The organism is Escherichia sp. E.sYA108 (genome assembly GCF_011754335.1).
In the GTDB taxonomy this organism is placed as follows: Bacteria; Pseudomonadota; Gammaproteobacteria; order Enterobacterales; family Enterobacteriaceae; genus Escherichia; species Escherichia coli.
Window position 1 is genome coordinate 2307093 of record NZ_JAAQVZ010000001.1, and the last position, 22657, is coordinate 2329749.

The window sequence follows — 22657 nt, forward strand, 5'->3', positions numbered from 1 at the left end:
TCTATCCTTCATTTTTTGGGTGAGAAAGTGGGCTGCGGCGAGAAGCAGACAGATCCACATGTTTGTGTCGGGCGTAGAGTTTTGCGAGCTGGACGAGAATAAACAGCGCCAGGCCCGCCAGACAGAGTTGTAAAATAAAGCGCAGCGTAATGCCTTCATTGGCGAGATCGCTTGCCATCACGGTATAAATAACAATACCGGGTAGGGTCGTGAGTGCCGAAATAAGGGTATAAGGCCAGAAGGCGATTGTGGTTAATCCGTAAGCGTAATTTTGAATATTGTAAGGAAACAACGGTATTAAGCGGGTCAGAATAAGAAAATCAATACCGTTACGCGCAATGCCTTTTTCAATGGCCTGGAAGGTATGGCTATGGCCAACGTATTTCAGCAGTAAATCACGTCCCAGCCAGCGCGCCAGCAGGAATGAGCACGAGGAGGCCAGCGTGGCGGCAATTAATGATAGTAGTGTCCCTAAGAGCGGGCCAAAAACTATTCCTCCCGCGATCACCAGTATGCTTCCTGGTAACAGAAAGAGGGTGGCAATGATGAATAACAGAATATAGAGGCTATAGCCGAACAATCCGCTCTGGCGAATGAGTGTCTGTAAGTGGGGTAAATCGGTGAGCAGATCGAATAAACCGAAAGCGTGGATAGCGTAAATGACCAGCGCAAAAATAAGACAGGCTAAAAGAAATTTACGCTCAGCGTTCATCGTGGAGTTTCCTATATCAAACTTGATAATAGAGAAGTGGTCAGACAACTAAAAACGCAGTGACGGTATAACAAAGGACGGCAGGCAACAAATCATTACTGACAGTTTGTTGATTTTTCTCAAGGTTAATTCTCCTGACCCAGTTTGAGCCAGGAGATCAGCTAAATTAGCGGCGGAAGGTCGCCCAGACGGGGGCGTGATCGGACGGTTTTTCCATGCTGCGAATTTCATAGTCGATGCCGGTTTCTACGCAACATTCTGCCAGCGGTTGGCTGGCGAGCAGCAGGTCGATGCGCAGACCGCGATTATCGTCAAAACCTTTTGAGCGGTAATCAAACCATGAGAAACGATCTGCTGTTTGCGGATTCGCATGGCGGAAGGTATCGACCAACCCCCAGCTCATCAGCCTCTCCATCCATTCGCGTTCCTCCGGAAGGAAAGAACATTTTCCGGTACGCAGCCAGCGCTTACGGTTCTCTTCGCCAATGCCAATATCCAGGTCGCCAGGACTGATATTCATATCGCCCATAATCAGCACCGGATTTTCACGCTTGAGTTCGGTTTCCAGGTAGTTTTGCAGATTCTGATAAAACTGCGCCTTTGCCGAGAATTTTATCGGATGGTCGCGGCTTTCACCCTGCGGGAAGTAACCGTTGATCACGGTGACATTGCCCAGCGGCGAGGGGATTTCCGCCATAATAATCCGCCGTTGCGCTTCTTCGTCGTCACCAGGAAAGCCGCGACGCACGGCAATCGGCGTCTCTTTGGTCAGCAGCGCCACGCCATAATGGCCTTTCTGCCCGTGATAAAACACGTTGTAGCCGAGCTTCGCCACCTCTTCGAGCGGAAACATATCGTCATGAACTTTTGTCTCCTGCAGGCCAATCACATCCGGTTGGTGCTTTTCGACGATGGCTTCAAGCTGGTGAGGTCTGGCGCGCAGGCCGTTGATATTAAAAGAGACAAATTTCATAGTCGCTGCCATTTATTCAGATAAAGAGTGCGTGGATGGTAGCAGAATTTCGCTTTGCTTACCGCCTGTTGTTAAGTGATTTGATCGATGGTTGTTAATGATGTCAACGATGGCGCAAAAAATGCCCGCTTTTGGTGCGCGTTGCGTCAGAATGGCGCAGTAATTTCCAGTAAATTTCGTCAATGATCACAATTCCAGAATTATATTTTACTTCTGCATAACATTGCGTTTTTTATTCTTTTTATTCACCCACATCGCAAACGTATTCACTTTATATGCACTTTAAATGCATATGATGTGGTTATAACTGCTTGATTTCCAGTTAGCCTCCGCCGTTTATGCACTTTTATCACTGGCTGGCACGAACCCTGCAATCTACATTTACAGCGCAAACATTACTCATTATTAACATATAAATAACGAATTATTTACTGTAGAGGTCGCTATGTCTCAGCCAATTACGCGTGAAAACTTTGATGAATGGATGATACCTGTTTACGCTCCGGCACCGTTTATACCGGTACGTGGCGAAGGTTCACGCTTGTGGGATCAGCAGGGGAAAGAGTATATCGACTTCGCGGGTGGCATTGCGGTGAACGCGCTGGGCCATGCGCATCCGGAACTGCGTGAGGCGCTGAACGAACAGGCGAGTAAGTTCTGGCATACCGGCAACGGTTACACCAACGAGCCGGTACTGCGACTGGCGAAAAAATTGATCGACGCCACGTTTGCCGATCGCGTCTTCTTTTGTAACTCCGGTGCGGAAGCCAACGAAGCGGCACTAAAACTGGCGCGTAAATTCGCTCACGACCGCTACGGCAGCCATAAGAGCGGCATCGTGGCGTTCAAAAATGCGTTTCATGGTCGCACGCTGTTTACTGTCAGTGCGGGTGGGCAGCCAGCCTATTCACAGGATTTTGCGCCACTGCCGCCGGATATTCGTCATGCTGCATATAACGATATTAACTCTGCCAGTGCGCTGATTGACGACGCCACCTGTGCGGTGATTGTCGAACCCATCCAGGGGGAAGGCGGTGTGGTGCCAGCCAGCAACGCATTTTTACAAGGTCTGCGTGAATTGTGTGACCGCCACAATGCGTTGCTGATCTTTGATGAAGTACAAACCGGTGTCGGGCGCACCGGGGAACTGTATGCCTGTATGCACTACGGCGTGACGCCTGATCTGTTAACTACCGCCAAAGCGCTGGGCGGCGGTTTCCCGGTTGGTGCGTTGTTGGCAACCGAAGAGTGCGCCAGCGTGATGACCGTTGGCACTCACGGCACCACCTATGGCGGCAATCCGCTGGCCTCGGCGGTGGCAGGCAAAGTGCTGGATCTCATCAACACGCCAGAGATGCTTAACGGGGTTAAACAGCGTCACGACTGGTTTGTTGAGCGTCTAAATTCCATTAATCACCACTACAGTTTGTTCAGTGAAGTTCGCGGCTTAGGTCTTTTGATTGGCTGTGTACTGAATGCCGATTACGCCGGGCAAGCGAAACAGATCTCTCAGGAAGCGGTGAAAGCAGGCGTGATGGTGCTGATTGCGGGTGGCAACGTGGTGCGCTTTGCGCCTGCGCTCAATGTCAGCGAAGAAGAGGTGACGACCGGACTGGATCGCTTTGCAGCTGCTTGCGAACACTTTGTTAGCCGAGGTTCATCATGATGGTCATTCGTCCCGTTGAGCGCTCAGATGTCTCGGCGCTGATGCAGCTTGCCAGCAAAACGGGCGGCGGCCTGACGTCGCTTCCCGCCAATGAAGCCACGCTTTCGGTGCGTATTGAAAGGGCAATCAAAACCTGGCAAGGCGAACTGCCCAAAAGTGAGCAGGGTTATGTGTTTGTACTGGAAGATAGTGAGACAGGCACTGTGGCGGGGATTTGCGCCATTGAGGTGGCGGTTGGGCTGAACGATCCCTGGTACAACTATCGCGTCGGCACGCTGGTTCACGCTTCGAAAGAGCTGAATGTCTATAACGCATTGCCGACGCTGTTTCTCAGTAACGATCACACCGGCAGCAGCGAGCTGTGCACGCTGTTTCTCGACCCGAAGTGGCGCAAAGAGGGCAACGGCTATTTGCTGTCGAAATCGCGCTTTATGTTTATGGCGGCTTTTCGCGACAAGTTTAATGACAAAGTGGTCGCCGAAATGCGCGGGGTGATTGACGAACACGGCTATTCACCGTTCTGGCAAAGCCTCGGTAAACGCTTCTTTTCGATGGATTTTAGCCGCGCTGATTTTCTCTGCGGCACCGGGCAAAAGGCATTTATTGCAGAACTGATGCCGAAACATCCGATCTATACCCACTTTTTATCCCAGGAAGCCCAGGACGTCATCGGTCAGGTACATCCGCAAACCGCGCCTGCCCGTGCGGTGCTGGAGAAAGAAGGTTTTCGCTACCGTAACTATATCGACATCTTTGACGGCGGGCCGACACTTGAATGTGATATCGACCGCGTGCGCGCCATCCGTAAAAGTCGGCTGGTGGAAGTGGCCGAAGGGCAGCCTGCGCAGGGCGATTTTCCGGCCTGCCTGGTCGCCAATGAAAATTATCACCATTTCCGCGTGGTGCTGGTGCGTACCGATCCAGCGACCGAGCGTTTGATTTAAACCGCCGCACAACTGGATGCCCTCAAATGCCACGCAGGGGATCGCGTTCGTCTGGTGCGCCTGTGCGCAGAGGAGAAAACAGCATGACTTTATGGATCAACGGTGACTGGGTAACGGGCCAGGGCGCATTGCGTGTGAAGCGTAATCCGGTATCGGGCGAGGTGTTATGGCAGGGCAATGATGCCGATGCCGCTCAGGTCGGGCAGGCTTGTCGGGCTGCCCGTGCGGCGTTTCCGCGCTGGGCTCGGCTCTCATTTGGCGATCGTCAGGTAAGAGTTGAACGCTTTGCTGGATTGCTGGAAAGCAATAAAGCCGAATTAACCGCGATTATTGCCAGAGAAACCGGCAAGCCGCGCTGGGAAGCGGCAACCGAAGTGACGGCGATGATCAATAAAATCGCGATATCAATTAAGGCGTATCACGTTCGTACCGGCGAGCAGCGTAGCGAAATGCCGGACGGCGCGGCGAGCCTGCGACATCGCCCGCACGGCGTGCTGGCGGTGTTTGGGCCGTATAATTTCCCTGGTCATTTGCCGAACGGACATATCGTTCCGGCATTGCTGGCAGGTAACACCATTATCTTTAAACCCAGCGAACTGACACCGTGGAGTGGCGAAGCGGTAATGCGTTTATGGCAGCAGGCTGGCTTGCCGCCGGGCGTGCTGAACCTGGTGCAGGGCGGGCGTGCAACGGGTCAGGCGCTGAGTGCGCTGGAGGATCTCGATGGCTTGCTGTTTACCGGCAGCGCCAATACCGGCTACCAGCTGCATCGCCAGCTTTCCGGTCAGCCGGAGAAAATTCTCGCCCTTGAGATGGGCGGTAATAACCCGCTAATTATCGATGAGGTGGCGGATATCGATGCCGCTGTCCATCTGACCATTCAGTCGGCGTTTGTCACTGCCGGGCAACGCTGCACCTGCGCCCGCCGTTTATTTCTGAAAAGTGGAACGCAGGGCGATGCATTTCTTGCTCGCATGGTTGCCGTCAGCCAGCGGTTAACGCCGGGCACTTGGGATGACGAACCGCAGCCATTTATTGGTGGGCTGATTTCTGAGCAGGCCGCACAGCAGGTGGTTACTGCCTGGCAGGAACTGGAGGCGATGGGCGGACGGACCCTGCTTGCGCCGCGCTTATTACAAGCAGGGACATCGTTGCTGACGCCGGGGATCATTGAAATGACAGGCGTTACTGGCGTGCCGGATGAAGAAGTGTTTGGGCCGTTATTGCGCGTCTGGCGTTATGACAATTTCGATGAAGCGATTCGAATGGCGAATAACACTCGCTTCGGCCTCTCTTGCGGTCTGGTTTCCCCCGAGCGGGAAAAATTCGATCAACTGTTGCTGGGGGCACGGGCGGGGATTGTTAACTGGAACAAACCGCTTACCGGTGCTGCCAGTACCGCGCCATTCGGCGGCATTGGCGCTTCCGGCAATCATCGCCCCAGCGCCTGGTATGCCGCAGATTATTGTGCCTGGCCGATGGCAAGTCTGGAGTCGGACTCGTTAACGTTGCCCGCAACGCTTAACCCCGGGCTGGATTTTTCCGATGAGGTGGTGCGATGAACGCCTGGGAAGTCAATTTCGACGGGCTGGTAGGGCTGACGCACCATTACGCGGGCCTGTCGTTTGGTAATGAAGCCTCTACCCGTCACCGTTTTCAGGTGTCTAACCCGCGACTGGCGGCAAAACAGGGCTTACTGAAAATGAAAAAACTTGCCGGTGCGGGATTCCCCCAGGCCGTGATCCCGCCGCACGAGCGTCCGTTTATTCCGGTGCTGCGTCAGTTGGGATTCAGTGGTAGCGATGAGCAGGTACTGGAAAAAGTTGCACGCCAGGCACCGCACTGGCTTTCCAGCGTCAGTTCCGCTTCGCCAATGTGGGTAGCCAATGCGGCAACGATCGCGCCATCCGCCGATACGCTGGATGGCAAAGTGCATCTCACTGTTGCTAACCTGAACAATAAATTTCACCGTTCGCTGGAAGCCCCCGTCACCGAATCGCTGTTAAAAGCGATTTTTAACGACGAAGAGAAATTTAGCGTCCATTCGGCGTTGCCGCAGGTGGCTTTGCTCGGTGACGAAGGAGCCGCGAATCATAATCGTCTCGGCGGTCATTACGGTGAACCGGGAATGCAGATTTTTGTTTACGGGCGAGAGGAGGGCAATGATACCCGACCGTCCCGCTATCCGGCGCGGCAGACTCGCGAAGCCAGCGAGGCGGTGGCAAGGCTGAATCAGGTGAATCCACAGCAGGTGATTTTCGCCCAGCAAAACCCCGACGTTATCGACCAGGGCGTTTTTCATAATGATGTGATTGCCGTGAGTAACCGCCAGGTGCTGTTTTGCCATCAACAGGCGTTCGCTCGCCAGTCACAGTTACTGGCAAACCTGCGTGCGCGGGTCAATGGTTTTATGGCGATAGAAGTTCCGGCGACTCAGGTTTCCGTGTCGGATGCGGTATCTACGTATCTGTTTAACAGCCAACTGCTGAGCCGCGATGATGGTTCCATGGTGTTGGTGCTGCCGCAGGAGTGTCGGGAACACGCCGGAGTATGGCGTTATCTCAACGAATTGCTTGCTGCTGACAACCCGATTAGCGAACTAAAAGTCTTTGATTTACGTGAAAGCATGGCGAATGGCGGTGGCCCGGCGTGCCTGCGGTTGCGCGTGGTGTTGACAGAAGAAGAACGCCGGGCGGTGAATCCGGCAGTGATGATGAACGATACGCTGTTTAATGCGCTCAATGACTGGGTGGATCGTTACTACCGCGATCGTCTTACTGCGGCGGATCTTGCCGATCCACAATTGCTGCGCGAAGGAAGGGAAGCGCTGGATACACTGACTCAATTATTGGATCTTGGTTCGGTTTATCCATTCCAGCGCGAGGGAGGGGGCAATGGATAATTTTCTTGCTCTAACCTTAACGGGTAAAAAACCGGTCATCACCGAGCGAGAAATCAACGGCGTTCGCTGGCGCTGGCTGGGCGATGGTGTGCTGGAACTGACGCCATTAACGCCACCGCAAGGCGTGCTGGTGATTTCAGCGGGGATCCACGGTAATGAGACGGCACCTGTGGAAATGCTGGACGCGTTGCTTGGCGCGATATCTCACGGTGAGATCCCGTTACGTTGGCGGTTACTGGTGATCCTCGGGAATCCTCCTGCGCTGAAGCAAGGGAAACGTTATTGCCATAGCGATATGAATCGAATGTTTGGCGGTCGTTGGCAACTGTTTGCTGAAAGCGGGGAAACCTGTCGGGCGCGCGAACTGGAGCAGTGCCTGGAAGATTTTTATGACCAGGGCAAAGAATCTGTGCGCTGGCACCTTGATCTACATACCGCAATTCGTGGCTCCTTGCATCCGCAGTTCGGTGTATTACCGCAACGCGACATTCCCTGGGACGAGAAATTTCTGACGTGGCTGGGTGCGGCGGGGCTGGAGGCGCTGGTGTTCCATCAGGAGCCTGGTGGTACGTTTACCCATTTCAGCGCCAGACATTTTGGCGCGCTGGCCTGTACGCTGGAACTTGGCAAAGCGTTGCCCTTTGGGCAAAACGATCTTCGCCAGTTTGCAGTAACTGCCAGCGCAATTGCTGCGCTGCTATCTGGTGAGAGTGTCGGTATCGTGAGAACACCGCCGCTCCGTTATCGGGTGGTTTCGCAAATTACTCGCCACTCGCCGTCCTTCGAAATGCATATGGCAAATGACACGCTGAATTTTATGCCGTTTGAGAAAGGAACATTGCTGGCGCAGGACGGGGAGGAACGTTTTACCGTAACCCATGATGTAGAGTATGTGTTATTCCCTAATCCGTTGGTAGCGTTGGGATTACGTGCGGGATTAATGCTCGAAAAAATAAGCTAATACTTACCCGCAGAAATCATTCTGCGGGTATTAAGTTGCTTTCTTATAAATTAATACAGATTAATCCTGGTTATTTGCTTTATTTATCACCAGTCATCCGGTATAGTTCTTCATAATCTCTGCAAAATCATCGTGTTGTAATATTCTCTCATCACTCTCCATCAAATTTTCTTTTTTTCTCCATAATTGGCGCAAAAGTGTTTTTTACACTTTCATTGTTTTACCGTTGCTCTGATTAATTGACGCTAAAGTCAGTAAAGTTAATCTCGTCAACACGGCACGCTACTTAAGAAAGCCGTAATAAATAACTGAAAGGAAGGATATAGAATATGCGTAAATTAACTGCACTGTTTGTTGCCTCTACCCTGGCTCTTGGCGCGGCTAACCTGGCCCATGCCGCAGACACCACTACCGCAGCACCGGCTGACGCGAAGCCGATGATGCACCATAAAGGCAAGTTCGGTCCGCATGAGGACATGATGTTCAAAGACCTGAACCTGACCGACGCGCAGAAACAGCAGATCCGCGAAATCATGAAAGGCCAGCGTGACCAGATGAAACGTCCGCCGCTGGAAGAACGCCGCGCAATGCATGACATCATTGCCAGCGATACCTTCGATAAAGCAAAAGCTGAAGCGCAGATCGCAAAAATGGAAGAACAGCGCAAAGCTAACATGCTGGCGCACATGGAAACCCAGAACAAGATTTACAACATCCTGACGCCGGAACAGAAAAAGCAATTTAATGCTAATTTTGAGAAGCGTCTGACAGAACGTCCAGCGGCAAAAGGTAAAATGCCTGCAACTGCTGAATAATCTTTCAGCCAAAAAACGTAAGACCGCCGGTCTTGTCCATTACCTTGCAGTAATGCGGTGGACAGGATCGGCGGTTTTCTTTTCTCTTCTCAAACAGATGCAAAAAAAGCCTGATCGCCACTAACGTAAATCACCCGAGTTGCCGATAACCATCCACGGTTACCTGAACGATAACAATGAAAAGAACGGGCCGGGAGCGGGTATGGAATACTTTGATATGCGTAAAATGTCGGTGAATCTGTGGCGAAACGCTGCCGGTGAAACGCGCGAAATTTGCACTTTCCCACCGGCAAAACGTGATTTTTACTGGCGTGCCAGCATTACATCCATCGCGGCGAATGGGGAGTTTTCTTTGTTTCCCGGTATGGAAAGGATAGTGACGTTGCTGGAAGGCGGCGAGATGTTCCTTGAAAGCGCAGACCGCTTTAACCATACCTTAAAACCGTTACAACCTTTTTCCTTTGCAGCGGACCTGGTGGTAAAAGCGAAACTGACGGCAGGGCAGATGTCGATGGATTTCAACATCATGACACGCCTGGATGTCTGTAAGGCGAAAGTCAGAATTGCCGAACGTACGTTTACTACCTTTGGTTCACGCGGCGGGGTGGTGTTTGTAATAAACGGGGCGTGGCAATTGGGCGACAAACTGCTCACTACCGACCAGGGCGCGTGCTGGTTCGATGGCAGGCACACCCTGCGGCTTTTGCAACCGCAAGGTAAACTGTTGTTCAGTGAAATCAACTGGCTTGCTGGTCATTCACCGGATCAAGTTCAGTAATTTCATAGTTACCGGAAAGCAGCGGCTTACAAAGAATTTTATAACCGTCGTGATCAAACCCGGCGGGTGCCCGAATTAACGTTGTCGCTTCTTTCAGCGAATTAACCGCCCCCAGCCACAGCCAGTTTTGAATAATATGATATTGAGTCATTTCCGGGTGCTGTTCTTTCAGCGCTACCGCACCTTTCCACGGCCAACAAACGACTCGTAAACGTTCCAGAGACTGGCGCAAACGTAGCGCATGATCGTCATGGCTCTCTTTACCGCAGCATGCTCCGGCGCAACGTTTTAGCGCTGAACGAAAACATGCACGACCGCGACTTAACGGCTCCAGTCCCAACAGGCCATAACAAAGTTTTTGTTCATCAGCGATGGTCTGCAATGCTTGCAAAGCTGCGCGCCTATTGGCAAACAGGCCAAACAGGTTGGGGGCTCGTGAAAAATCCACCTCTTTGGCATACACCACATCGACGCGCTTTTCATTTAATTGCAGGGCACAGAGCTGGCGATTGCGCCGCAAGCGTTTATTAAACAGTGGCTGTTGTTCTTTGATTAATCGCGCTTCAAGGAGCAGAGCGCCGATTTCACCGGCGGTACATATCCAGCTGATGCGTCGGGATTGCCGTAGCATGGCGGCTTCATCCGGGGTACGTAAATGAGAAAGGACGCGGCTGCGGATGTTAATGCTTTTGCCGATATAGAGCGGCATGGTGTCACTTTCGCCATGAAACAGATACACCCCTGGTCGGGTGGGTAAGTCATTAAGGAATGAACGTAAATGTTCGGGATATTCATAAATTGCCGCAGCTTCAAATTCGAGCCGCGGAGAAGTTAAACGCCGTACCACTGTTGACTCCGAATGCTGGTTATCTATCCAGTGTAACAGGCGGAGAGCGATTAAAAAAGAGGCGGGTCGATGACAAAGGTTACACCGTTTGACGTGCTACGCCTGTCAGGCCTATTCGACTCCTGCAATGTATTGAATTTGCATAGTTTTGTAGGTCGAGTAAGGCGTTCACGCCGCATCCGGCGTGAACAAAGTACTCTTTTTCACACAAACCAATATGTGCAAATTATTACTTTTTCCAGAAATCATCGAAAACGGTAATTGGCGGACGGCGTTTATGTTCGGTTTTCAGATACCAGTTCTCTATTGTTCTGGCGACCTGTTCAGGTACGTTTTTCCCTTCCAGATAGTCGTCGATATTGTCATAGGTCACGCCGAGTGCCACTTCATCCGGCAGAGAAGGGCGATCATCTTCAAGATCGGCCGTTGGCGCTTTCTTATAAAGGTGTTCCGGGCAACCTAATGCCGCCAGTAACTGTTTACCCTGACGTTTGTTGAGACGATACAGCGGATTAATGTCCGTACCGCCGTCACCATATTTAGTGAAGAATCCGGTAATAGCTTCTGCAGCATGATCGGTGCCCACCACGACACCGCTGGTCATACCCGCAATGCTATATTGTGCTTTCATCCGCTCACGCGCTTTTTCATTGCCACGGACAAAATCGCTCAGTTCAATGCCTGCTTCCCGCAATGCCTGCTCGCTGGCGAGTACCGCGCCCTTGATATTAACGGTTAATACGCGATCCGGTTGAATAAAGGCGATGGCATCCTGGCAATCTTGTTCGTCGGCCTGGACACCATAGGGCAGGCGTACGGCAATAAATTGCAGTGATTCGTTGCCGGTTTCCTGGCGCAGCTCATTAATCGCCATCTGGCACAGCTTACCGGCAAGCGTGGAGTCCTGACCGCCGCTGATCCCGAGCACCAGTGATTTAATGAACGGATAAGTTTGCAGGTAGCTTTTCAGAAAATCGATACTACGACGAATTTCCTCTTCAGCATTAATCTGCGGTTTTGCGCCCAGCGCCTTTATTATTTGTTGTTGCAATGTCATTGAACCCCTCCAGACAGAAAAGACAAAACGTCCTTAAAGCTAACCCGTTGCTACTGAAACGACAAGCGACAGCGGGCTGAATGGTGGTTAAAACGTCATACAGGAATCCTCTGAAAGCGGAGCCGTTTCGTTCACGGGCTTGAAAAAGCGCCCAATGTATTCCAGGCTTATCTAACACGCTGATAAACAAGAGGACGGAATATGAACAAGAATATGGCAGGAATTCTGAGTGCAGCGGCGGTATTAACCATGCTGGCGGGTTGTACGGCTTATGATCGTACCAAAGACCAGTTTGTACAGCCTGTGGTGAAAGACGTCAAAAAAGGCATGAGCCGGGCGCAGGTTGCACAAATTGCGGGTAAACCTTCGTCTGAAGTGAGCATGATCCATGCTCGTGGTACTTGCCAGACCTACATCCTGGGTCAACGTGATGGTAAAGCAGAAACCTACTTTGTCGCGTTAGATGATACCGGACATGTCATCAACTCCGGTTATCAGACCTGTGCTGAATACGACACTGATCCACAGGCTACGAAGTAATCACTTCGCCTGAAAGCTTGAGTAACAACGGAAACCGGCCATTGCGCCGGTTTTTTTTTGGCCTGTGTTCTTAATTATCTTCGCGAATTATTTGCCCGAAATGTGAAGAGGGTCATAACCACAGGTCAAGGAGAGACAATTTCTAAGGTCAAAGAAATACTATTGCTCAGGCCTATACCGTATACTCCTTTCAGCCACAAAAAAAGTCATGTTGGTTTCGCAAGTTACCCAGAGCATGGAAGCAGGTTAAGGCTTGCGGAGTGTCTGGCTGACAGATAATCGTCGATGAGGGCAGTTTTATGGAAAAGAAACACATTTATCTGTTTTGTTCTGCGGGCATGTCTACCTCTTTACTGGTATCAAAAATGCGCGCACAGGCAGAAAAATATGAAGTTCCGGTCATTATTGAAGCATTTCCGGAAACACTGGCTGGTGAAAAAGGTCAGAATGCCGATGTCGTGTTATTAGGGCCGCAGATTGCTTATATGTTGCCCGAAATCCAGCGTTTGTTACCCAACAAACCGGTTGAAGTAATTGACTCGCTGCTTTATGGCAAAGTCGATGGTTTAGGCGTGCTTAAGGCTGCGGTTGCAGCGATTAAAAAAGCCGCAGCAAATTAATTTATTTTAAATTTTCCCGTCAAAGAGTTATTTCATAAATCAATACCGCAATATTTAAATTGCGGTTTTAAAGGGTATTTTTCTATGAGTAATGTTATTGCATCGCTTGAAAAGGTACTCCTCCCTTTTGCAGTTAAAATAGGAAAGCAGCCACACGTTAATGCAATCAAAAATGGCTTTATTCGCTTAATGCCGTTAACCCTTGCGGGGGCCATGTTTGTATTAATTAACAACGTTTTTCTAAGCTTTGGGGAGGGGTCGTTTTTTTATTCCTTAGGTATTCGCCTGGATGCCTCAACCATTGAAACACTTAATGGTCTGAAAGGTATTGGCGGCAACGTATATAACGGAACATTAGGGATAATGTCTTTAATGGCACCGTTCTTTATTGGCATGGCGCTGGCAGAAGAGCGTAAAGTCGATGCGCTGGCGGCCGGGTTGTTATCCGTTGCAGCATTTATGACCGTCACCCCATATAGTGTCGGTGAGGCCTATGCGGTTGGCGCAAACTGGTTAGGTGGGGCGAATATCATCTCCGGGATTATTATTGGCCTGGTGGTGGCAGAAATGTTTACCTTTATTGTTCATCGTAACTGGGTCATTAAGTTACCTGATAGCGTTCCGACATCGGTTTCGCGCTCTTTCTCAGCATTAATTCCAGGTTTTATTATTCTTTCCGTGATGGGGATTATTGCCTGGGCGTTGAATACCTGGGGCACAAACTTCCATCAGATCATTATGGATACCATCTCAACCCCACTGGCATCGTTGGGTAGCGTGGTAGGCTGGGCCTATGTGATCTTTGTTCCACTGCTCTGGTTCTTCGGTATTCATGGCGCGCTGGCGCTGACCGCACTGGACAACGGCATTATGACGCCGTGGGCGCTGGAAAATATCGCGACCTATCAGCAATATGGTTCCGTCGAAGCGGCGCTGGCAGCCGGTAAGACCTTCCATATCTGGGCCAAACCGATGCTGGACTCCTTTATTTTCCTTGGTGGCAGTGGTGCGACTTTAGGCCTGATCCTGGCTATCTTTATCGCTTCTCGCCGTGCTGATTATCGTCAGGTGGCAAAACTGGCGCTGCCGTCCGGCATCTTCCAGATTAACGAACCGATTCTGTTTGGTCTGCCAATTATCATGAACCCGGTGATGTTTATCCCGTTTGTACTGGTACAACCGATTCTGGCGGCAATCACCCTGGCAGCGTACTACATGGGCATTATTCCACCGGTGACCAATATTGCACCGTGGACCATGCCAACCGGTCTGGGAGCCTTCTTTAACACCAACGGTAGCGTCGCCGCATTGCTGGTCGCACTCTTCAATCTTGGTATCGCAACGTTAATTTATCTGCCCTTTGTTGTGGTCGCTAACAAAGCACAAAACGCGATTGATAAAGAAGAGAGCGAAGAAGATATCGCCAACGCCCTGAAATTTTAATTGATGCCGGTACGGGTAATCGTGCCGGTAAGAATAGAGAGGAACGATGTATGATGGATCTCGATAATATTCCCGATACGCAAACGGAAGCTGAAGAGCTGGAAGAAGTGGTGATGGGGCTTATCATCAACTCCGGACAAGCGCGTAGCCTGGCGTATGCGGCACTGAAACAGGCGAAGCAGGGCGATTTTGCCGCAGCAAAAGCGATGATGGATCAGTCACGGATGGCATTGAATGAAGCGCATCTGGTACAGACGAAACTGATTGAAGGCGATGCTGGCGAAGGTAAGATGAAAGTGAGTCTGGTGCTGGTCCACGCTCAGGATCATTTAATGACGTCCATGCTTGCGCGTGAACTGATTACTGAATTAATTGAGCTTCATGAAAAACTGAAGGCATAAGGAGTCGATGATGCAGCCAGTGATTAACGCGCCGGAAATTGCCACTGCCCGAGAACAGCAGTTGTTTAATGGCAAAAACTTCCATGTGTTTATCTACAATAAAACTGAGAGTATCAGCGGACTGCATCAGCACGACTATTATGAATTTACTCTGGTATTAACCGGGCGTTATTTCCAGGAGATTAACGGTAAGCGCGTGTTACTGGAACGGGGCGATTTTGTTTTTATTCCGTTAGGTTCGCACCATCAAAGTTTTTATGAATTTGGTGCCACGCGTATATTGAACGTTGGGATCAGTAAACGCTTTTTTGAGCAGCATTACCTGCCGTTGTTGCCTTATTGCTTTGTAGCTTCGCAGGTATACCGGACCAATAACGCTTTTCTCACCTATGTGGAAACAGTGATTTCTTCATTGAATTTCCGCGAAACAGGGCTGGAAGAGTTTGTTGAGATGGTTACTTTTTATGTCATTAACCGTTTACGTCATTACCGCGAAGAACAGGTGATTGATGATATACCGCAGTGGCTGAAAAGTACGGTAGAAAAGATGCATGATAAAGAGCAGTTTAGTGAATCGGCGCTGGAGAATATGGTGACGTTGTCAGCCAAATCACAGGAATATTTGACGCGAGCGACTCAACGATACTATGGTAAAACGCCAATGCAGATTATTAATGAAATCCGTATTAATTTTGCCAAAAAACAACTGGAAATGACCAACTATTCAGTGACGGATATTGCGTTTGAGGCCGGTTATAGTAGCCCGAGCTTGTTTATTAAAACGTTTAAGAAATTAACATCCTTTACGCCTAAGAGCTATCGTAAGAAATTGACTGAATTTAATCAGTAAGTCGTTATACCTGACAATTCACATATCTGTCCTGTTGCTGGATTATTTATGTCCGGGGGCAGATATGCCAGATATCAGTATTCTGTACTGAAGGGAGAAATTATGAGCCAGAAATTAAAAGTCGTCACTATTGGTGGCGGGAGCAGCTATACCCCGGAGTTACTGGAAGGATTTATTAAGCGTTATCACGAATTGCCGGTCAGCGAATTATGGCTGGTGGATGTCGAAGGTGGTAAAGCGAAACTGGATATTATTTTTGATCTCTGCCAACGGATGATTGATAACGCTGGCGTCCCGATGAAGCTTTATAAAACGCTGGATCGCCGCGAAGCATTGAAAGATGCTGATTTCGTTACTACCCAACTGCGCGTTGGCCAATTACCGGCGCGGGAACTGGATGAACGTATTCCATTAAGTCATGGTTATCTTGGTCAGGAAACTAACGGCGCGGGCGGTCTGTTTAAAGGTCTGCGTACCATTCCGGTGATTTTTGACATCGTAAAAGATGTCGAAGAACTATGTCCGAATGCATGGGTGATTAACTTCACTAACCCGGCGGGAATGGTCACTGAAGCCGTTTATCGTCATACCGGATTTAAACGCTTTATCGGCGTGTGTAATATTCCGATCGGCATGAAGATGTTTATTCGCGATGTTCTGATGCTGAAAGACAGCGATGATTTATCTATCGATCTGTTCGGCCTCAACCATATGGTGTTCATTAAGGATGTGCTGGTAAATGGCAAATCACGCTTTGCCGAATTGCTTGATGGTGTGGCATCCGGGCAGTTAAAAGCATCTGGCGTTAAAAATATTTTCGATCTGCCATTTAGCGAAGGCTTAATTCGTTCTATGAATCTGTTGCCGTGTTCTTATTTGCTTTATTACTTCAAGCAAAAAGAGATGCTGGCTATTGAAATGGGCGAATACTACAAAGGCGGCGCACGAGCGCAGGTAGTACAGAAAGTCGAGAAACAACTTTTTGAGCTATATAAAAACCCGGAGTTGAACGTTAAGCCGAAAGAACTGGAACAGCGCGGTGGGGCTTATTATTCTGATGCTGCGTGCGAAGTGATCAACGCTATCTATAACGACAAGCAAGCAGAACATTACGTTAATATCCCGCATCATGGGCATATTGATAATATTCCGGCAGACTGGGCGGTAGAAATGACCTGTACGCTGGGGCGCGATGGCGCGACGCCACATCCGCGCATTACGCATTTCGATGATAAAGTGATGGGGCTGATTCACACCATCAAAGGCTTCGAGATTGCTGCCAGCAACGCCGCACTTAGTGGAGAATTTAACGATGTCTTACTGGCGCTAAACCTTAGTCCGTTGGTGCATTCCGATCGCGATGCTGAGCTGCTGGCACGCGAGATGATTCTGGCGCACGAGAAATGGCTGCCAAATTTTGCCGACTGCATCGCAGAGCTTAAAAAAGCACATTAACCGAGGCTGATTATGGAACGCTTACTGATTGTTAATGCCGATGATTTTGGCTTAAGCAAAGGTCAGAACTACGGCATTATCGAGGCCTGTCGCAATGGGATTGTCACGTCGACGACGGCGCTGGTGAATGGGCAGGCTATTGACCATGCGGTGCAGTTGAGCCGTGATGAACCGAGTCTGGCCATAGGGATGCACTTTGTCCTTACTATGGGCAAGCCTCTGACAGCTATGCCGGGGTTAACCCGCGATGGTGTGCTGGGAAAATGGATCTGGCAGTTGGCAGAAGAAGATGCTTTACCGCTGGAAGAAATTACTCAGGAGCTCGCCAGTCAGTATTTGCGTTTCATTGAGCTATTTGGACGCAAACCTACGCATCTTGATAGCCATCATCATGTGCATATGTTCCCGCAGATTTTCCCGATTGTGGCAAAGTTTGCGGCTGAAGAGGGGATTGCGTTGCGCATCGACCGTCAACCGCTATCTAACGATGGTGATTTACCGGCTAATCTGCGCAGTTCGCAGGGATTCAGTAGCGCGTTTTATGGTGAAGAGATTAGCGAGGCATTGTTCCTGCAAGTGCTTGATGATTCCAGCCATCGCGGGGAACGTTCGTTGGAAGTCATGTGCCATCCGGCGTTTGTCGATAATACGATTCGCCAGAGTGCTTATTGCTTCCCTCGGTTAACGGAACTGGATGTGCTGACTTCAGCGTCGTTGAAATATGCGATTGCTGAGCGTGGTTATCGGTTGGGTAGTTATCATGATGTGTAAGTAAGGTGGTAAGGTCACTCCCCAGGGGGCGTGACCTTATCCATATTTACGCCGGGATTTTGTCAATCTTAGGAATGCGTGACCACACGCGGTGTGCTGTCATCAGCGTTAACAGTTCATCCATAAAACTACCATCGGCGCTGTCAGCTTCCGCAATCCCTTCTTCACCCTGGTCAGCGACCTTGATTGTTGCTTTAAACTTGCGCGCGTCTCCTGCCAGCGCAATCGGTTTAAGGTGTTTGTAGGCTTCCATCAGATAGTAGTTGGCATCGCCGTTGTTAGCGATATCCGCAATATTGCCGCAAGGGACAATGACTGCATCGACCGTCAGCGAAGGCGCACCGGCAAAGGTAGCAGCTATAGGCAACACCGTACCGTCATCCGCAGTCACTTCCCCCATTCGGGAGTAGAGCAGTTTGGCATGAACGCCTTTGGCCTTCAGTGCCTTGAGAATGGCCAGAAGGTCTGCCGATCTCACTTCATCATTAAGCAAAATTGCTACCACGCGACCTTTCACATCACCGTCAGGAATGGCGTACAGACTTAAGGATGGATCCTTTTTCAGACCGTTGACGTCCGGAGGCGGGGTGATATTCAACTGGTCGTCAGTCAGTTCGATACCGAGATTTTTCGCCACCGCCTGGGCCAGAGTGAGATCAATATGCGCCAGCTGGTCAACAACGCGCTCACGAATATACGGACGAACTACTTTGCTTAACTCAAAACTGAAACCATCGACAATATGGTGCTGCTCGAATGGCGTCTGACTTAGCCAGAACAGACGCGGATGGGAATAATATTCGCCAAACGATGGACTGCGCTCGCGAACTTTATTCCCTTCCACGCGTTCCTGGTATGATTCAAAACCGCCGCGTTTCGGCCCCGGCGGTGTTTCGCGCGGCCAGTTATCGTTGATCGAGTTCGGTTCGTAATTCGCAGGGTTAGTGTCGATCCCCATACGATGCATGCCGTCACGCTGGAAATTATGGTAAGGGCAGGTCGGGCGGTTAATCGGAATTTCATGGAAATTCGGCCCACCAAGACGACTGATTTGTGTATCGGTATAAGAGAACAAACGCCCCTGCAATAACGGGTCGTTGGTGAAATCCAGACCGGGGACAATATGCCCTGGATGGAAAGCCACCTGTTCGTTTTCAGCAAAGAAGTTATCCGGATTACGATTGAGCACCATTTTGCCGACACGCTGAACAGGCACCAATTCTTCCGGGATAAGTTTTGTTGGATCGAGAAGATCGAAGTCGAACTTGAATTCGTCTTCTTCAGGAATCAACTGGAAGCCCAGTTCGTATTCAGGAAAATCGCCTGCTTCAATCGCTTCCCACAACTCGCGGCGGTGGAAGTCCGGGTCACGTCCGGTTAGTTTTTGTGCTTCATCCCAAACGAGTGAGGCTTTACCTGCCAGTGGTTTCCAGTGGAAACGTACGAACGTTGCCTTCCCTTCGGCATTAATCAGGCGGAAGGTATGAATACCGAAGCCTTCCATAGTGCGGTAACTGCGCGGGATACCGCGATCCGACATTGCCCACATCACGTTGTGCAGAGTTTCAGGTTGCAGAGAAACATAATCCCAGAAAGTATCGTGGGCGCTTTGCCCTTGTGGAATTGCCCAGTGCGGTTCTGGTTTTACCGCATGAACAAAATCGGGGAATTTATGCGCATCCTGGATAAAGAAGATTGGCGTGTTATTGCCAACGAGGTCAAAAATACCCTCTTCAGTATAGAACTTGGTGGCAAAGCCACGGATATCACGTACGGTATCGGCAGAGCCAGCGCCGCCCTGAACGGTAGAGAACCTAACAAATACTGGGGTGATTTTGTTCGTATCTGAGAGGAAATCCGCTTTGGTGATATCGCTTAAGCTTTTATATGGCTGGAAATAACCGTGAGCTGCTGATCCGCGTGCATGAACAATACGTTCCGGGATGCGCTCATGGTCAAAGTGAGTGATTTTCTCGCGCAGAATAAAATCTTCCAGCAGAGTTGGACCACGGCTACCGGCACGCAGTGAGTTTTGATCGTCGGCGATGCGCACGCCCTGATTAGTGGTCAGCGCATAATTTTCACTGCCTTTGCGTACGTCTTCCAGAGAATTAAGTTTTTCGTTACGCGTATCAGGGGCTTTCAGGCTCCCTGGGGCGGTAGGTTGTGCACCAGGCGGTGTTGGTTCAGCCGCTGGACGATGAGATCCGTCTTCAGGTGCCAGTGAGTCCATCCCCGGTTTCGCTTCGCTGGAATCGTGTAGTGGTGACTGGTGCTGATGTGGGTTCTTTTCGTTATGTTGCGACATTGAACTCGTCTCCTTAAATTATTACTGAAAGGGCCGCTGTTTTGGTCAAAAAACCCTCTAACTATAGACCACCAGCCAGATCCCGCTTCGGAAACTATTCTGGAAACGGTGTTATGAAATACACGCAAAGCGGGACGTACAGGGGCTAAATCGGCTAAACTACAGTTTTTCTGATTTTTAATATGCGTTTAGTGAAGCCAGTAATGAAGAAACCGCTCCGTCAGCAAAACCGCCAGATTATTAGCTATGTCCCACGCACGGAACCCGCGCCGCCAGAACATGCGATAAAGATGGATTCGTTTCGTGATGTCTGGATGCTGCGTGGCAAATATGTTGCGTTTGTACTGATGGGGGAGTCATTTCTGCGCTCACCGGCGTTTACTGTGCCTGAATCCGCCCAGCGTTGGGCAAATCAGATTCGTCAGGAAAATGAGGTCGAAGAATAAAAAAACACCTGTCGGGATGACAGGCGTTTAACGTAACAAATCAGGATTAACGGTGTGCCAGTTCGGCGTCGTCTTCGCTATCCAGAATGGCTTTATCGGTTTGCTTCAGCCACTGGCTGGTCAGCGTGCCAGCGGTCATCGAGCCACTAACGTTTAGCGCCGTACGACCCATGTCGATAAGCGGTTCAACGGAGATTAACAATGCCACCAGCGTTACCGGCAGGCCCATCGCAGGCAGCACAATCAGTGCGGCGAAAGTTGCACCACCACCGACACCGGCAACGCCTGCGGAACTAACGGTGACAATACCGACCAGCGTCGCAATCCACATCGGGTCCAGTGGGTTAATGCCCACCGTAGGCGCAACCATCACCGCCAGCATTGCCGGATACAAACCGGCACAACCGTTCTGACCAATGGTCGCACCGAAAGAGGCGGCGAAACTGGCGATGGATTCAGGAACACCCAGACGACGCGTTTGTGCTTCCACATTCAGTGGGATAGACGCAGCACTGGAACGGCTGGTAAAGGCAAACGTCAGTACTGGCCATACCTTACGGAAGTACTTCAGCGGGCTCACGCCATTAATGCCCAGCAGAAGGCCATGCACTGCAAACATAATCAGCAGACCGAGGTAGGACGCAACAACGAAACTTCCCAGTTTGATGATGTCTTGCAGGTTAGAACCTGCAACCACTTTGGTCATCAGCGCCAGAACACCGTAAGGGGTCAACTGCATGACCAGGCGAACCAGTTTCATCACCCAGCTTTGCAGGGTATCGATAGCGGTTAAGACGCGTTCACCTTTCGGCGCATCATCCTTCAGCAGTTTCAGCGCAGCTACGCCGAGGAATGCGGCAAAAATTACCACGCTGATAATTGACGTCGGATTGGCTCCGGTCAGATCGGCAAACGGGTTTTTCGGGATAAAGGACAAGACCAGCTGCGGAACGCTCAGGTCAGAGACTTTACCAACATAGTTACTTTCGATGGCGTTCAGACGTGCAGTTTCTGCACCACCCTGAACCAGACCTTCAGCCGTCAAACCAAACAGGTTGGTGACCAGCACACCGACCAGCGCTGCAATCAGCGTGGTAAACAAAAGCGTACCGATGGTCAGAAAACTGATTTTGCCTAACTGAGATGCGTTATGCAGACGGGCAACCGCGCTCAGAATAGAGGCGAAGACTAGCGGCATAACGATCATTTGCAGCAGTTGAACATAGCCGTTACCAACAATGTTAAACCACTGTACAGAATCTTTAAGTACCTGGCTGTCAGAACCATAAATGGTATGCAGGGCAAGGCCAAAAACCACACCCATCACAAGACCCACCAGCACTTTTTTCGCCAGACTCCACTGTTTGTGGCGGGTTTGAGCCAGCGCAAACAGCAGTACAACGAACACCACGATGTTCGCAATTAATGGAAAGTTCATCCCCGTTCTCCTGATCTTATTATTTCTATCACTGCGTAACAGTCATAGTGTTGGCGCAAGATTAACAGAACTGTGAGCTGGCTCTTATATTCAAATGGAATTGCTTATTCCAGAAAGGCGATTTTTGCCTTTTTAGTATTCAACCTGATGCTTAATAAGCCGATGAAACTGGATCTGTAAGGTATTGATCATTTGCGATGACCAACGAACAGCGCTGTTTTCGGGTAATGAATGGGGCATCCATACCGACCAGACAAATAATGCCATGCAGATAAAACGTTCCAGTTGGTTGCCCTTTTGGGAAACCAGGATAGGCAAGCGGAAACGCCAGCGGCATGGCCAGAGCAGGGGAACACCGGCGGGTGTCAGCATATCGGCAAGTATGTGGCTCAAATAACCCAGCACCATACCCTGCAACGCATCAGCCGGAATGAACCAGCTTTCAGGAACTTTAAGGTAAAAGGTTGCCAGCAGCGCAAATACCGCCAGCAGACTGTGGGTAAAACCACGATGCCCAAAAGCGCGGGCGATCGGTTTTGATATCCACTTTAATCGTTGCCCAAGAAACGACTTTGGGTGATCGATGTCCGGTAACAAACACGTCAGGATTGCGGAAGGGACAATATGCCACCAGTCACCCTGTGCCAGCACGGGCGTCAGCTCGGCATTTTTGGCAAATACCGCACAAGCAATAGAAAAGAGAAGGTGACCTTCCGCCGTCATGATAAAA

At 50.3% G+C, this 22657-nt stretch carries 21 protein-coding genes and 1 pseudogene; 15 read left to right on the forward strand and 7 right to left on the reverse strand.

Annotation, left to right across the window (positions count from 1 at the left end):
- Position 1: 1 nt before the first annotated feature.
- Both HBM92_RS10785 and xthA read right to left on the reverse strand, forming a co-directional pair.
- Entirely contained in the window at positions 2–712 is a 711-nt protein-coding gene (locus HBM92_RS10785; protein WP_001304313.1) for a TVP38/TMEM64 family protein, read from the reverse strand.
- A 166-nt stretch (positions 713–878) separates the two neighbouring features.
- Positions 879–1685, reverse strand: coding sequence for an exodeoxyribonuclease III (xthA, locus tag HBM92_RS10790; RefSeq protein WP_000673932.1), 807 nt, complete (start codon positions 1683–1685; stop codon positions 879–881).
- Between the two features lie 445 nt (positions 1686–2130).
- Between xthA and astC the strand changes: the two genes are divergently transcribed.
- From astC to ves, 7 genes and pseudogenes are all read left to right on the forward strand, one after another.
- On the forward strand, positions 2131–3351 hold the full coding sequence (gene astC, locus HBM92_RS10795) for a succinylornithine/acetylornithine transaminase (protein ID WP_000081990.1): 1221 nt from the start codon (positions 2131–2133) through the stop codon (positions 3349–3351).
- Positions 3348–4382 (forward strand): annotated as a pseudogene (gene astA / locus HBM92_RS10800) (arginine N-succinyltransferase). Before astC ends, astA begins: the two are co-directional and overlap by 4 nt.
- Complete coding sequence (gene astD / locus HBM92_RS10805) at positions 4379–5857, forward strand: succinylglutamate-semialdehyde dehydrogenase (protein ID WP_000177325.1); 1479 nt, start codon at positions 4379–4381, stop codon at positions 5855–5857. Before astA ends, astD begins: the two are co-directional and overlap by 4 nt.
- A complete protein-coding gene (astB, locus tag HBM92_RS10810) occupies positions 5854–7197 on the forward strand; it encodes an N-succinylarginine dihydrolase (RefSeq protein WP_000994986.1) in 1344 nt (447 codons plus the stop codon). Before astD ends, astB begins: the two co-directional genes overlap by 4 nt.
- A complete protein-coding gene (gene astE / locus HBM92_RS10815) occupies positions 7190–8158 on the forward strand; it encodes a succinylglutamate desuccinylase (RefSeq protein ID WP_000368521.1) in 969 nt (322 codons plus the stop codon). The genes astB and astE overlap by 8 nt, the downstream gene beginning before the upstream one ends.
- Positions 8159–8487: 329 nt before the next feature.
- Positions 8488–8973 (forward strand): ATP-independent periplasmic protein-refolding chaperone Spy, encoded by a 486-nt coding sequence (gene spy / locus HBM92_RS10820; RefSeq protein WP_001228972.1) that lies wholly within the window; start codon positions 8488–8490, stop codon positions 8971–8973.
- A 202-nt stretch (positions 8974–9175) separates the two neighbouring features.
- Complete coding sequence (gene ves, locus HBM92_RS10825; RefSeq protein WP_000455604.1) at positions 9176–9751, forward strand: environmental stress-induced protein Ves; 576 nt, start codon at positions 9176–9178, stop codon at positions 9749–9751.
- Here ves and cho read toward each other — a convergent pair.
- Complete coding sequence (gene cho, locus HBM92_RS10830) at positions 9711–10598, reverse strand: excinuclease Cho (RefSeq protein ID WP_000252363.1); 888 nt, start codon at positions 10596–10598, stop codon at positions 9711–9713. The two genes, ves and cho, sit on opposite strands and share 41 nt — an antisense overlap.
- A gap of 229 nt (positions 10599–10827) precedes the next feature.
- Positions 10828–11655 carry an ammonia-dependent NAD(+) synthetase gene (gene nadE / locus HBM92_RS10835; protein ID WP_000175018.1) on the reverse strand — a complete coding sequence of 276 codons (828 nt, stop codon included), beginning with the start codon at positions 11653–11655 and terminating at the stop codon, positions 10828–10830.
- A 201-nt stretch (positions 11656–11856) separates the two neighbouring features.
- Here nadE and osmE point away from each other — a divergent pair, with 201 nt between their 5' ends.
- From osmE to chbG, 7 genes are all read left to right on the forward strand, one after another.
- Positions 11857–12195: an osmotically-inducible lipoprotein OsmE gene (gene osmE / locus HBM92_RS10840; RefSeq protein ID WP_001039046.1), complete on the forward strand. Its 339-nt coding sequence runs from the start codon at positions 11857–11859 to the stop codon at positions 12193–12195.
- A 299-nt stretch (positions 12196–12494) separates the two neighbouring features.
- Complete coding sequence (gene chbB, locus HBM92_RS10845) at positions 12495–12815, forward strand: PTS N,N'-diacetylchitobiose transporter subunit IIB (protein WP_000412169.1); 321 nt, start codon at positions 12495–12497, stop codon at positions 12813–12815.
- 84 nt (positions 12816–12899) lie between these two features.
- Positions 12900–14258 carry a PTS N,N'-diacetylchitobiose transporter subunit IIC gene (chbC, locus tag HBM92_RS10850; protein WP_000073030.1) on the forward strand — a complete coding sequence of 453 codons (1359 nt, stop codon included), beginning with the start codon at positions 12900–12902 and terminating at the stop codon, positions 14256–14258.
- A 50-nt stretch (positions 14259–14308) separates the two neighbouring features.
- On the forward strand, positions 14309–14659 hold the full coding sequence (chbA, locus tag HBM92_RS10855; protein ID WP_000968919.1) for a PTS N,N'-diacetylchitobiose transporter subunit IIA: 351 nt from the start codon (positions 14309–14311) through the stop codon (positions 14657–14659).
- Positions 14660–14666: 7 nt separating this feature from the next.
- Entirely contained in the window at positions 14667–15509 is an 843-nt protein-coding gene (gene chbR, locus HBM92_RS10860; protein ID WP_000983641.1) for a transcriptional regulator ChbR, read from the forward strand.
- A 102-nt stretch (positions 15510–15611) separates the two neighbouring features.
- The gene (gene celF, locus HBM92_RS10865; protein ID WP_000078752.1) at positions 15612–16964 is read left to right on the forward strand and encodes a 6-phospho-beta-glucosidase; all 1353 of its coding nucleotides are present in this window, start codon (positions 15612–15614) and stop codon (positions 16962–16964) included.
- 12 nt (positions 16965–16976) lie between these two features.
- On the forward strand, positions 16977–17735 hold the full coding sequence (gene chbG / locus HBM92_RS10870; RefSeq protein WP_000440430.1) for a chitin disaccharide deacetylase: 759 nt from the start codon (positions 16977–16979) through the stop codon (positions 17733–17735).
- A gap of 46 nt (positions 17736–17781) precedes the next feature.
- On the opposite strand, the gene katE is transcribed toward chbG, so the two are convergent.
- Positions 17782–20043, reverse strand: coding sequence for a catalase HPII (katE, locus tag HBM92_RS10875; protein ID WP_000077879.1), 2262 nt, complete (start codon positions 20041–20043; stop codon positions 17782–17784).
- Positions 20044–20225: 182 nt separating this feature from the next.
- On the opposite strand from katE, the gene cedA reads away from it, so the two are divergent.
- Positions 20226–20489 (forward strand): cell division activator CedA, encoded by a 264-nt coding sequence (gene cedA / locus HBM92_RS10880; RefSeq protein WP_001241562.1) that lies wholly within the window; start codon positions 20226–20228, stop codon positions 20487–20489.
- Between the two features lie 46 nt (positions 20490–20535).
- On the opposite strand, the gene tcyP is transcribed toward cedA, so the two are convergent.
- Both tcyP and HBM92_RS10890 read right to left on the reverse strand, forming a co-directional pair.
- Positions 20536–21927 carry a cystine/sulfocysteine:cation symporter gene (gene tcyP, locus HBM92_RS10885; protein ID WP_001010714.1) on the reverse strand — a complete coding sequence of 464 codons (1392 nt, stop codon included), beginning with the start codon at positions 21925–21927 and terminating at the stop codon, positions 20536–20538.
- Positions 21928–22059: 132 nt separating this feature from the next.
- On the reverse strand, positions 22060–22650 hold the full coding sequence (locus HBM92_RS10890) for a metal-dependent hydrolase (protein WP_001327813.1): 591 nt from the start codon (positions 22648–22650) through the stop codon (positions 22060–22062).
- Between the last annotated feature and the right edge of the window lie 7 nt (positions 22651–22657).